This is a genomic window from Staphylococcus pseudoxylosus (assembly GCF_044794325.1).
Lineage (GTDB): Bacteria > Bacillota > Bacilli > Staphylococcales > Staphylococcaceae > Staphylococcus > Staphylococcus pseudoxylosus.
On record NZ_CP085024.1, the window covers coordinates 2,047,005 to 2,060,397 of the forward strand.

The 13,393-nt window shown below is 32.0% G+C and carries 13 protein-coding genes; 3 read left to right on the plus strand and 10 right to left on the minus strand.

The annotated features are described in order from the left end of the window. Positions 1-274: 274 nt before the first annotated feature. The 3 genes from LG295_RS09790 to LG295_RS09800 form a co-directional block, all read right to left on the minus strand. Complete coding sequence (locus tag LG295_RS09790; RefSeq protein ID WP_017722290.1) at positions 275-784, minus strand: YjcG family protein; 510 nt, start codon at positions 782-784, stop codon at positions 275-277. Between the two features lie 85 nt (positions 785-869). After that, positions 870-1,616: an alpha/beta hydrolase-fold protein gene (locus LG295_RS09795; RefSeq protein WP_326020469.1), complete on the minus strand. Its 747-nt coding sequence runs from the start codon at positions 1,614-1,616 to the stop codon at positions 870-872. A 95-nt stretch (positions 1,617-1,711) separates the two neighbouring features. Further along, the gene (locus LG295_RS09800) at positions 1,712-3,283 is read right to left on the minus strand and encodes a sodium:alanine symporter family protein (RefSeq protein WP_107531960.1); all 1,572 of its coding nucleotides are present in this window, start codon (positions 3,281-3,283) and stop codon (positions 1,712-1,714) included. Between the two features lie 335 nt (positions 3,284-3,618). On the opposite strand from LG295_RS09800, the gene cozEa reads away from it, so the two are divergent. Beyond that, the gene (gene cozEa, locus LG295_RS09805) at positions 3,619-4,704 is read left to right on the plus strand and encodes a lipoteichoic acid biosynthesis protein CozEa (protein WP_107531295.1); all 1,086 of its coding nucleotides are present in this window, start codon (positions 3,619-3,621) and stop codon (positions 4,702-4,704) included. Positions 4,705-5,042: 338 nt separating this feature from the next. Here the strand turns inward: cozEa and fabI are convergent, their stop codons facing one another. The 7 genes from fabI to LG295_RS09840 form a co-directional block, all read right to left on the minus strand. Then, a complete protein-coding gene (gene fabI / locus LG295_RS09810) occupies positions 5,043-5,813 on the minus strand; it encodes an enoyl-ACP reductase FabI (RefSeq protein WP_107531294.1) in 771 nt (256 codons plus the stop codon). Positions 5,814-6,210: 397 nt separating this feature from the next. Next, on the minus strand, positions 6,211-8,055 hold the full coding sequence (locus tag LG295_RS09815) for a monovalent cation:proton antiporter family protein (RefSeq protein WP_404475800.1): 1,845 nt from the start codon (positions 8,053-8,055) through the stop codon (positions 6,211-6,213). A gap of 9 nt (positions 8,056-8,064) precedes the next feature. Further along, complete coding sequence (mgtE, locus tag LG295_RS09820; RefSeq protein WP_107531292.1) at positions 8,065-9,450, minus strand: magnesium transporter; 1,386 nt, start codon at positions 9,448-9,450, stop codon at positions 8,065-8,067. A 27-nt stretch (positions 9,451-9,477) separates the two neighbouring features. After that, the gene (locus LG295_RS09825; RefSeq protein WP_107531291.1) at positions 9,478-10,332 is read right to left on the minus strand and encodes an RluA family pseudouridine synthase; all 855 of its coding nucleotides are present in this window, start codon (positions 10,330-10,332) and stop codon (positions 9,478-9,480) included. Continuing rightward, the gene (locus LG295_RS09830) at positions 10,332-11,141 is read right to left on the minus strand and encodes an NAD kinase (protein ID WP_017722298.1); all 810 of its coding nucleotides are present in this window, start codon (positions 11,139-11,141) and stop codon (positions 10,332-10,334) included. Before LG295_RS09830 ends, LG295_RS09825 begins: the two co-directional genes overlap by 1 nt. A gap of 11 nt (positions 11,142-11,152) precedes the next feature. Further along, entirely contained in the window at positions 11,153-11,788 is a 636-nt protein-coding gene (locus tag LG295_RS09835) for a GTP pyrophosphokinase family protein (protein ID WP_017722299.1), read from the minus strand. A 16-nt stretch (positions 11,789-11,804) separates the two neighbouring features. Further along, positions 11,805-12,152, minus strand: coding sequence for a hypothetical protein (locus LG295_RS09840; RefSeq protein WP_017722300.1), 348 nt, complete (start codon positions 12,150-12,152; stop codon positions 11,805-11,807). A gap of 188 nt (positions 12,153-12,340) precedes the next feature. Here LG295_RS09840 and LG295_RS09845 point away from each other — a divergent pair, with 188 nt between their 5' ends. Next, a complete protein-coding gene (locus LG295_RS09845) occupies positions 12,341-12,925 on the plus strand; it encodes a CYTH domain-containing protein (protein WP_107531288.1) in 585 nt (194 codons plus the stop codon). An 87-nt stretch (positions 12,926-13,012) separates the two neighbouring features. Beyond that, positions 13,013-13,384 (plus strand): truncated hemoglobin YjbI, encoded by a 372-nt coding sequence (locus tag LG295_RS09850; protein ID WP_107531287.1) that lies wholly within the window; start codon positions 13,013-13,015, stop codon positions 13,382-13,384. Positions 13,385-13,393: the final 9 nt, after the last annotated feature.

The following is a 13,393-nucleotide window of genomic DNA, read 5'->3' on the forward strand; positions in this document are numbered from 1 at the left end:
CAGTACATCAGACATAAAATATATAGTTAAAAAAACGTCAATTTCTATTAAAAACTTATAGAAATTGACGTTTTTATTTTCATGAAATTTTTACATAGCTCATGCCTAGAAGTGTATGTGCTACAACATCATACTATTTTAAAATATAAAAGAGAGCCAACCTAAATTGATTAGCTCTCTCTTATTTGGGAGGGGCGTGTTTATGCTCTCCCAACTCTATATCTTCTTATGTCTAATCATGGTGCGTTCAGACAATCATCAAAATGGAACACGTTTATGCTAAATTAAAGTTTTCTAAAACTTTCCATTTATCTTCTTTTTCATCGTAATAAACTAAAGAAAGTTGCTCAATAGTTTCTTTGTAGTCAATCCCCGCTAGCTTCAATTGTCCATAAATATCTTCAAATTCTTGACTCGTCAATCCTTGGGCAATAGTAAAATGTGGTACAAACGAATGATCTGCAACCCCATAAAAATCGCCTTTATTAAATTGATTAAATAAGTTTTCTAAAGTTTCTGTTTTTTCAACTTTAAAATAAATAACATTTGTTATCGGCGCAAAATTAGATGCTTTTGTTGCATGAACATCAACCGTTGGAATGCCTTCGATTCTTGATTTAATTGTCTCTTTTACAGACTCTAAATCACCATCGTTTATTTTAAATTGCCCCTTTATCGTAATATGCGGCATAATAGATGCATAATGAGCATCATAACGCTTACGATATGCATTCACTTCATCTTGAAATGCTTTTGACGGAATTAATGCCAATCCTAAAATCATTTAAATTCCTCCTTTGTTTAACATAATTACATTATAGCAAATTTCTGAAAAATTCGTTACTCTAAAGTCAATTAATTTCAGAATATTAAAATGAAATATTATCAGATAAAAAATATTTTAACATTTCATCAAGTAAATATTGCCATGACTTCCATCTATGACCACCTTCAAATTCTAAATAGTGATACGTAAAATCATTTGCTTTAATAATTGAATTTAATTCTCGATTTGGCGTTAAAAAATCTGCAGTTTTACCTGTAGTCGGTAACTTGAAATCATTTTCTTCTAATCCTACAGCATGCCAAATTGATAGCTGCTCTTTAAATTGGCAACGTTCAATTAATGTCTGGATTGCTTCATCATGTTGCGGACTTAATAATCCCACCTGACTAAATACACGCGGATATGATAACGCAGTAATTAATGCAGCACTACCAGCTAAACTATCACCTAATAGAACACGAGCATTGCCTACTTTAAACGTTGGAAATGTCTTATCTATAAACGGTAGTATTTCATTAGCCATAGCTTTCACAGTCAACGGTGTACGAGCGCCCTGTGGATGAAATTCTGCTCTTCTTTTATCAACATCTTCATAATGAAAACCTACAAAAATTGCTCGCTCAATTTCATTGGTTTCTCTTAACTTTTCATAAGTACGATGGATTCTGCCAAAAGCAAAAAAGTCTGCCCCATCAAAGCAAAAAACAACTTTATATTTAAATAATTCTGTAAAATCCTTAGGTAAATAGATAGATAATGTCACATCTCTATCTAAAATCTCGCTAGGAAAATCAATCTTATTGATATTGCCTGGTTGAAAGTCATACATAAATCATGCGCCCCCTAGTAGTCTTATAGACATTGTACCAAGAGACGCATGATTTTAAAATATTTCAACTTACTTTTTACAAATTGAATGATATGTTAATCATCAATTTTTTCTTCTTTCAGTCGCTGTGGGTAATCTTTCAGCCAGAAAATAGCATTCGGTACTTTACTAGGATCTGGTCTGTAAATGGCGCGTTTACCTGATCCAAGTTTTTTCTTTTGCTTTTCATAATCTTTCAGAGCATTGATTGCTGGCTTATGTAGTATCCAAATGGCAATAATATTTAACCATGCCATCATACCTACACCCAAATCACCCATCATCCACGCCAAATCTGCAGTTTTAACTGCACCATATACTGTAGCTAAAATTAGAACGATTCTTATAATATTAATATATATAAAAGTGGTTTTCTTCGAACTTCTTCTAGTTAAGTACGTAATATTGGTTTCAGCAATATAATAGTATGCCAATATTGTTGTAAAGGCAAAGAAGAATAATGCAATTGCAATAAAGTATGATCCAAATCCTGAAAATGTCGGATCAAAGTGATAACCACTACCCTGGAAGGCTTTATCAATACCAGCTTGTGCATACATTGCTGTACCTGAATAATCTTTGTCACCATTGGACATTTCTACAAATATACCATTGTCTTTAATCATACTCGCTTTACCGTCTGACATTGAACCGCCATCAGTAACATTATATGTACCCGAAAGTAAAATAATTAACGCAGTTGCTGTACAAACAAATAATGTATCTATATAAACTGAAAACGATTGCACTAATCCTTGTTTAGCTGGATGAGATACTTCTGCTGCCGATGCAGCATGTGGACCTGTACCTTGTCCTGCTTCGTTTGAATATAGTCCTCTTTTAACACCAATTTCAATCATAGCCCCTACAATACCACCAAAAGCTGCTTCAAAACCAAATGCTGATTTAAATATTAAAGCAATTAGAGCAGGAACTTGTTCGATATTGATAAATATAATTATAACTGCCATTAATATGTACGCAATTGCCATAAATGGAACTACTGCAGTTGCTGCATTTGCAATCCACTTTATACCTCCAAATATGATTAAACCAATTAAGATCGCCAAGAATATTGCTACTATCCAAGGTTCTAAACTGAATGCATTTTTCATTGAGCTTGAAATAGCATTAGACTGCACACCTGGTAATAATAGCCCAACTGATATAACAGTAACGATTGCAAATATTAAACCATATATCTTTCCTAGTTTTCCCTTAATACCGTACTCAATATAGAATGCTGGACCGCCTCGATATTGCCCTTTCTCTTCACGCTTATAAATTTGTCCAAGTGTTGATTCAATAAATGCACTACCTGCGCCTAAAAATGCCGATGCCCACATCCAAAATATAGCACCAGGACCCCCAATAAATATAGCCGTTGAAACACCTACAATATTACCAGTACCTACTCTACCTGCTAAAGATAAAGCAATTGCTTGGAAACTAGATATACCAGTCGGCGATTTTTCCCCTTGAAACATCAAGCGTATCATTTCTTTAAAATGCCTAATTTGGAAAAAGCGCATCATAAATGAAAATAACACTCCTGTAAGCAATAAACCATAAACCAAAGGTTTGCTCCAAACAATATCATACAACCACGTAAGTAACCCCTCTAACATAATGTATCCCCCTTGTTGTACCATTATGTGAAATGATATATTTTTCATTATTATACACATATATAATATTCCGTGCAACGTATTCATTGAGTTATCTTTTTCACAATTTATATATTGTATTTCTAAATTTATATTAAATATTTCAGATTACTTTATTCTAATACACAAATAGTTTTACACTATTTAACACAAATTATTCTTATTCATAGGTATAACTTTCTATTTTTTTATAATTGCACAACAGAAATTATTGAATTCTATTTTCATCTTTTGTTCTTTGTATATTTGAGATATACTAAATAGTACTAAAAAAAGAATTTAGGAGGAACTGTCCTATGCTAAATAAGGTTTGGTTTAGAACAGGTATTGCATTATTAATCCTGTTTTTACTAATCAAATTAGTTATGGAAGTCCATAGTGTATTTTTACCTTTTGTAATTATTATTCAATCGGTATTATTACCATTGTTATTAAGTGGCTTCTTGTTCTATATTTGCTTACCTTTTCAAAAAATACTAGAAAAAAACAAAGTCCCACGTTGGGCTAGTATTACAATTATCTTTATCGCTTTATTTATCATTATAGGTATCATTATTAGGTTTATCGCACCACCTATTGCAGAGCAAATTGAAAACTTAATCAATCAAATTCCAGCATTACAACATGAAATTCAATATATTATCAATTTTGCTTTAGATCAAATGGAGAGATTACCTGCTGATGTAACAGATAGAATAAATAAAATGGTTCAATCTATGAGTGATAGTACTGCAGATATATTATCTAATTCATTTAGTTATTTAACTTCATTTATCTCAACACTATTTTTACTTATCATGGTGCCATTTTTCTTAATCTATATGTTAAAAGACCATGAACGTTTTATACCTTTTATTGCTAAGCTATTTAAAGGCGATAGAAAAGTTTTTATTGTTGATTTATTGAAAGATTTAAATCATACAGTACAGTCTTATATTCAAGGTCAAGTAACAGTTAGTATTATTTTAGGTATCATTTTATATATCGGTTATTCAATTATTGGTTTGAATTATACATTATTATTAGTTATGTTTGCCTGTGTAGCTAATATGATTCCATTCCTTGGGCCATGGATGGCATTTGCTCCAGCAGCCATTATCGGAATTATTCAAAGTCCAACTACATTTATATGGGTATGTATTATCACATTAGTTGCTCAACAATTAGAAGGTAACGTTATTACACCAAATGTTATGGGCAAATCTTTAAATATTCACCCATTAACAATCATTGTTGTCATCTTAGCTGCGGGTAATCTCGGTGGTTTTGCCCTAATACTTGTAGCTGTGCCACTTTATGCAGTAATTAAAACGATTGTGCGTAATGTTTTCCAATACAGACAGCAAATTATCGAAAAAGCTAATAGCGATGTTAAAGAATAGCTTAGATAATACATCAGTGTTTAAATTGAGACACATTTATTAAAGCACTTAGTCAATTTGTCTAGGTGCTTTAATTTTATAAATTGAGATTGTAATCAATACATCTCCCAATCTCAATTTATAAATACAAAAAACCTCTGATACCAAGTATCAGAGGTTTTAGACTGTCGACAAAGTCCCGAACTTTGTTGGCAGTTTTTTTACACGTTTTCTACGAATACCATCTTAACCTATAGTGTTCGGCTAGTGTTCTTTTCACAAGCGTCGCCCCAAATCACTGCCAATATTATAATATATAAATTAAACAGTAGTTATATTGACTTTGAGGTTTTACAATATTATTTAACGATATGATAACCGCTATCTACATGAATATTTTCTCCGGTAACACCACTTGAAAAATCACTTAATAGATAAGCTGCAGTTTTACCAACTTCTTCTTGATCAACATTACGTTTTAATGGTGCACGTTCTGTGATTTCATTTAAAATTGAATTAAATCCGCCTACACCTTTTGCACTCAATGTACGGATAGGTCCAGCTGAAATCGCGTTAACACGGATATTTTCTTGTCCTAAATCTAATGCTAAATAACGTACATTTGCCTCTAAACTTGCTTTCGCAACACCCATTACATTGTAATTTTGAACTGCGAATTCGCCACCTAAATAAGTTGTAGCTACAATACTACCGCCTTCAGGCATAAGTTTTTTGGCTTCACGTGATACAAGTGTCAATGAATAAGAACTAATATCTTGTGCTAATAAGAAACCATCACGTGATGTATCAATAAAGCGACCACGTAAATCTTCCATATTTGCAAATGCAATTGAATGGTAAACGCCATCTATATTGCCAACTTCTTCTCCAATTTTAGCAAAACCATTTACTACATCTTCATCACTTTGAACATCAATTTGATACATATGATGAGTTTCTTGATTTAATTGTTCAATTAATTTTTCTAATTCTTTTTTACTACGGTCTTTACGGTATGTAAATACTAATTTTGCACCAAGTTGGTCCAATACTTTAGCTACGCCAAAACCAATACTACGTTTGTTTGCAATACCCATAATGACGAAAGTTTTGTTTTCTAAATTTAACATGAAAATAACTCCTTTATTTAAATTTTCATTTTTAACTGGTTCGAATTCAGATGACACAGATATTTACTTTTTTATTCGATACCAATATCAACATTCTTTATTTTAACATTGGTTATAATGAATAAACAATTTATTTTAATATCAATTGAACTTTTTATGCGTTTACATAGCTAAAGTTAAATCATCATCCTATAAGGATGATGATAAAAAAATTCAAATATACATTGATATCAAATTTTACATGGAGTAGCACAAAATACTTGTTTTAAATTCTATTTTAATATAACAAAAGCTGAGACATTTCTATATGATATGCCTCAGCCTTCGCTTTTAAATATTAAATATATGATTAGTTAAACGATATGAGATTAGAGTATCATTTACTGTCATACGTATTTTAATAATAAAACTCTAATTCACGTTTCAATTCGTCAACATATTCTTTAGAACCTGTAACGATAACGCGGTCTCTGTATCGTAGTTGGGTATCTCCATGTGGTACAATAGATTCATTATTTCTAATAATACGAACAAAGATAATATCTCCATCGAATGGGAAATTACGTAGTTGAATCTGGTCATATTGATGATTTAACATCGCAATTTCATATAATGATGTTTCGACATTACTTAACAAGTTAAGCATATTAGGTGTTTCTATTAAGCCTTTTAATAAAATCTTATTACTCATATAGCTACTAAACACTTCAATACCTTCTCTTTGCAGAGATTCGTCATTAGAACTAGATTCTAACCTACAAATAACTCGTTTTACACCATGAGCTTTTGCCATTAATGCTACTTTGCGATTAATATCATCATCGTTTGTCGAACATACAACAATATTACGCTTAAATAAGCCGAGGCGCTCAAGTAATCCTTCTTCATAATCTGCAATTTCAACCATTGAAATTGCATCAGATAATTTACGTTTATCACTTAAATCATTTCGATAATAAAGTGAAACTTGGTACAGTTGTGAAGATAAATTTTGAGCAATAGGGATGGTTAATTGGTTCTTCCCTATCAAACTAACTTCAATTTGTCTTGTCGCTTCGTCTGGCATTGGGAACATTTTCTTAAAGATAATAGGTACAAATACACAAGTGATAACAGCACTTAATATCAAAATACCAGATATTTCTGGTGAAATTGTGCCAAGTTGTTCAGCAATTTTAGCAGAAGCAATAACTAATGATAATGTAGATGTTAGTAAAAATGCAGAAGAAATTGTAGTTTTCATATCAAACCATCTACGTATATAAAATACTGGTATCAATTTAGATATTAGAAAAGCGAGTATTAAAAACGGGATAATCAGCAATAATGCTGGTTCCTTAATCAACTCTGGTATATTTAAATCTACACCAACCATGATAAAGAAGATTGGAATAAAGAATCCATATCCAAATGAATCTAACTTTTCAACCATATCCTCATCTGGATTAAGAAGAGAAACTACAACTCCCGCTAAAAATGCGCCTAAAATATTTTCTGCTCCAACACCTTCAGCTAAAGCTACTAACAATAGAATAAGTGCAAACACAGCACGTATACCGATTTGAGTCGTACCATCCATTAGTTTTTGTAAGAATTGTGCTTTCTTGAAGAAACCACCTAATAAGTAAAAAACAATTGTAAATACCACTAAACTACCGATTAACCACAACGATGTATTGCCTGAAGCATGTAACGTACCATATGCTGTTAATAAGATCATTGTTACTAAGTCTGCTAGTACAGCGACTAACAAGATAAATTGTCCGATTGTCGTACGCATGATATTCATTTCTTTTAATGTCGGTACAACGACACCTAATGAAATCGTAGATATAATAATAACCATTAATAAGACATCATCAATTAGGCCGAACCATTTGAACATGTATGCAAAGACAATAGATATAATCATAATAAACATAAATACAACTAAGGCAAGCTGTAAATGACCTGGCTCTTGCTTTTTAACTTTTTCTTCTTTTTTAGTTGAACTTTTATCTTTTTTAAAAGCTTTAAAATCAATTTCTAAACCACTCAAAAACATTAAGAATATAAAACCTAAAGTTGATAATATATTAAGTATTGAATCACGTTCGACTATATTCAAAAAAGAATGGCCTATAATAATACCCATTAATATTTCAGCTACTACTATAGGTAAAAATGTAATCCTTAGTCTATTGACTAATATTGGTGTAAGAAATGCCGCTAAAACTACGACAACAAGTGATACAAATTCCATATAACCCCCTTATGTTAAATAAGACATAAATGATGTTGCTAAACCAAAATAAATCAACATACTGACAATATCATTAATTGTAGTGATAAACGGACCACTTGCAACTGCAGGGTCAATTTTTAATTTGTTCATCACTAACGGAATCATTGAACCTACTAATGTACCTACTGTCATCGCGATTGTTAAACTACTGCCTACAATAGTTGCTAAGATTGGTTGGCCGTATAAGACCATAATAATGATAAATAACAAAATTGCACAGACCAACCCACTTAAAAATCCACTACCAGTTTCTCTTAATGCGACTTTAAATTTACTTTGTTCATCAATTTCACCTGTTGAAATATTACGAACAGAAACGGCAAGCGATTGCGTGCCCGAATTTCCGGACATCCCGCTAATAATTGGAATAAATGCAGCTAATAATGCAACTTTTGATAATGTGTCTTCAAACGACCCTAAAATGGTCGCAGTAATCATTCCTAAGAATGTAAGTATAATCAACCATGGCAACCTTTTTCTTGCAGTTTTAATTACAGAATCATTTGTAGCATCGACGTCTGAGACACCGGCTAAACGAGAGTAGTCTTCACTTGCTTCTTCGTCCATAACGTCTAAAATATCATCGATTGTGATTATACCAAGTAAATGGTCTTGATAGTCGACAACTGGCATCGCAATGAAATCATAGTCTCTCATTTTTTGGGCAACATCTTCTTGGTCATCGGCTGCATTTGCACTAATAACACGCTCACTCATGATATCTTCGATGTAAGCATCATTTTCGGCTACAATTAAATCTCTAAGTGAGAGCACGCCGGCTAATTGTTTATCATCATTCACTGCAAAAATAACATAAATCGTTTCTGCATTAGGGGCCTGTTCTTTGACATGAATAAGCGCTTCTTTTACAGGCATTGTTGCTTTCAATGAGATATATTCGGTAGTCATGATACCACCGGCAGTATCTTCATCGTAATGTAATAATGCTTTAATTTCTTTAGCATCTTCACGCTTCATTAGTGTGAGGAGACTAACTGTTTTTTGTTTAGACAACTGATTCATGATATCTACAGCATTATCGTAAGACATGTCTTCTAAAATCTTACTAGCATAATTAGCATCCATCGTATCAAACAATGCTTCGTATTCATCTTCATCGATTTCTAATTGTTCAAAGAAATCGGCAACTTCTTCTGGTGATAGTACTTCAAAGATACGTTGTCGTATATCTTCATCACTATCTTCAAAGTATTCACTTTGTTCATATGTATGCATAGATAGGAATTCATCTCTAAATTCGTCAATATGATTATTAATCAACAAATCATCTAGCAATACTTTATCATATACTTGCTCGTCCTCTAATGTAATTGATTCTTTTTCATTAGCCATTAGCCCCACCTCCATAGTTCTTTTAAATTATATCATATTAAATATAGTTTCAATCGCGTCATATCTATCGTTTATTATAATTTTTTGCTTTTTGATTGGGTGAATAAATGATATTTGAATACAACGTAATAATTGATGATGATAAGTTTCATCTTTACCGCCATATAAGTCATCACCTACTAAAGGATGACCAATATATTGAAAATGCACGCGTATTTGATGTGTTCTTCCTGTTAGCAAACTCACTTCACATAAAGTATGATTATTCGTATGTTCAAGTGCTTTATATTTAGTCTGTGAGGACTTTCCTAGGCTACTGACTTGACGCTGGATAATACTATCTGGATGTCTTGCAATAGGAGCATCAATTAAACCTTCACCGTCTAATAGACCCTGACAAATACATAAATATTTTTTATCGATTTTAATTTGGCTCATTAAATGATGAATAAATCCATGCTTTGCCAACACAACAATTCCCGAAGTATTACGGTCTAAACGCGTAACAATATGTGGGGTCAACGATAACTTTCTACCATTAAAATAACCCAACACTTGCTCTACTAAACTAAAATGTAAATGATCTCTAGAAGGTGCACAATTTTGTTGGGCAGATTTCGATACAATAATTAAATATGAATCTTCATATAAGATATTTAACGCATCGTTATATGGTATTAAGTTAGAACTTGGTGTTTCATCACTTAAAAAAACTTCTAAATTATCATTTATAGCTAATTGCTTTCTGACTGTAACTGGTTGTCCATTAACTAATAAAGCGCCATTATGCTTAATGGCGCTTATCGTCCGTTTAGAAAATGCTTGTTGTTGTAAAAATGTGCGAACCATTTCTGGCCGTTGTATTGTATAAGTAAATTTCATTACTCATCATCTCCACTTGAAATGAAGGAGTCATGTACTCTTTTCCAAAACGGAAACGGTCTAAATCTAGCGAATCTAATCTTTTCATTGGCTACGCGATATTGTATCGCATTAACATTTTTGTGTTTTATACTAACATGGTCAATCGTTGTTAAAATAGTATCATGATTAACTGGGGTTATTAAACACGTATGGTGTTTGGGTAATACTAAAGGAGAACCCACAGTTCTAAATACCCGATTGTTTATTGATGCAATTTCAGCAATTTGCATCGCTTCTAATGAGGGATGTATCAATGCGCCACCTAATGCCTTATTGTATGCTGTAGAACCTGATGGTGTAGAAATACACAAACCATCACCTCTGAAGCGTTCAAATTGGTTACCTCTAATATTCACATCAACAACTAAAGTAGAGCCATTTTCAGTTTTCATAGTAGCTTCATTTAATGCTAAATGTCGCGTCTCGTATCCATTATCATTATAACGCACAATAATCTCTAACAAAGGATATTCAATGACTTGGAATTCAGAGTTATTAATTTCAATTATGAGTTTTTCAACTTCATGTGGCACCCAATCAGCATAAAAACCTAAATGCCCTGTATGAACCCCTACAAACGCACAGCGAGATAGCATATGACTATACTGATGAAAAGCTTGTAACAGAGTTCCATCTCCCCCAACAGAAATGACGATTTCTGGATTATCTGGGTCTTCAACCATCTGAAAATCTTTCATATGGTTAATCATTTTATGTTTTAAAGCATTCGATTTTGAATCACCTTTAGATAAAATCGTATAACGCATCGTAACATCCCCTAGTCATTATTATGCTTTTTCGCACGCTTTTTAGAATAATATTTCTGAGCTTCTTGAATTTCTTCTTTAATTTCTGACATTTCTTCATCTAGCAAAAATGCCGCTTCTGCAGCTCTTTCCAATCGATGTTGTATCTCCGGTGGATAATCTCCATCATATTTATATCTCAAAGTATGTTCTATCGTTGCCCAAAAGTTCATAGCTAACGTTCTAATTTGAATCTCTGCCAATATTTTCTTTTCTCCATTTAATGTTTCAATAGGATATTCAATAATGACATGGAATGAACGATACCCACTTTGTTTGGTATTACTAATGTAATCCCGTTCTTCTACAACTTTAAAATCTTGACGCTGCCTTAATAAATTAACCACAATATCAATATCATCAACAAATTGACACATTAAACGCAAACCTGCAATGTCATACATTTCTTCATGTAAGCGATCAAAAGAAATTTGACGTTTATTCGCCTTATCAATAATGCTTGTCATGGGTTTGACTCGCCCTGTTACAAATTCTATAGGAGATGCATTATCTTCTACTTCATATTGTTTTCTAAGCCCTTTTAATTTAATTTTCAATTCGTCTACTGCTTGTTTATATGGAGATAAAAACTGATCCCATTGATTCATTGTGCCTCACTCCGCTTCAATCTAATTCGAAAATATCCTCTACAACGGAAACAAACTCCTTACCATAATTTGAATTACCTTGAATGTTATCCAGTATGTAATTAAACTCATTTTCGAATTGTTTTAATTCTAAGTCGTCATTAACGATAATTTTTTTGCCTTTGTTTTCATGCAGCATAGACCACGTTTCTTGAACAAATATCAAGTAAGAATAGTTTTGTCCGTCGTCTAAAATGTATGCAAAGCTGTAATTATCACTATCAACAAGCATTTGTCCTGCTTCTTGTAAACCTTCTGTGGATTGTTCTGTATAGCAATTAATGCTATCTTCTGTAATTTTAATTTCATTCACATAAATACGCATGCTTGTTCCTCCTTATTCTTCATTATTTTAACATAATTTCATACTACATAACACGTTACAACATAATGTTATACCAACATCAAATCATCAATTTCAACTATTTATGTAATCATAAATGCAGTTCAATTTAAATTAAATAAAAAGTGTTTTAAAATAAATGAATATACGCACCAGAAGGAGAGATTATAGTGGCAACAAATAACGAGATTGAATTCAAACAATTGTTAACAGAAAGTCAATACAATGTTATTCATAAAACCTATTTCAACGAAATTGAACCTTTTAAACAAACAAATTTCTATATTGATACGCCAGACTTTGATCTAAAAGATCATAAATCAGCTTTGAGAATTCGTGTGAAAGATGACTACTTGGAGATGACATTGAAAATACCAGCTGAAGTCGGCCTAACTGAATACAATTTTGAAACACATGTCGTTCCTGAATTAAACAAGACTATTCCAAAACAATCGTTGCCTTCTGAAATTGCAGAACAGCTTACAAAAATGGATATCAATTTAACTGAATTAATTATTCTTGGTTCACTTAAAACTGAACGCTTAGAAAAAGAAATAAATGGAAACTTACTTGTACTTGATAAAAGTACTTACTTAGATTTTGAAGATTTTGAATTAGAATACGAAGTAGAAGATTATGATGAAGGTTTAATTCAATTTAAATCAATCCTTGAAAAATTTGATATGAAACATGAAATTCCAGCTAATAAAGTACAAAGATTTTTTAATCGTAAATCAAATTTATATCATAATTAATCACATGCAATTGTAAGAAGTCGAATTACTTCCAAATGTAAAAATTCATGTTATATTAGTATTATATTAACAGGATACGGTGATATTATGACGCAAACACCATATGAAATCATTGGCCAAAAAGCCTTATATGATATGATTGATTACTTTTATTATTTAGTAGAACAAGATAGTAGAATTAATCACTTGTTTCCTGGAGATTTTGCAGAAACAAGTAGAAAACAAAAACAATTTTTAACACAATTCTTAGGTGGTCCAAATCTTTATACACAAGAACATGGTCATCCAATGTTGAAAAGACGTCATTTAGATTTTATTATAACAAATCATGAACGCGATGCTTGGCTAGAAAATATGTATAAAGCTTTACAGCATGCTGATTTTCCCGAAGGTGTCGGTGATTATTTATACGAGAGATTACGTTTAACAGCGAATCACATGGTTAATTCCGAAAATTAATTGTAGGTG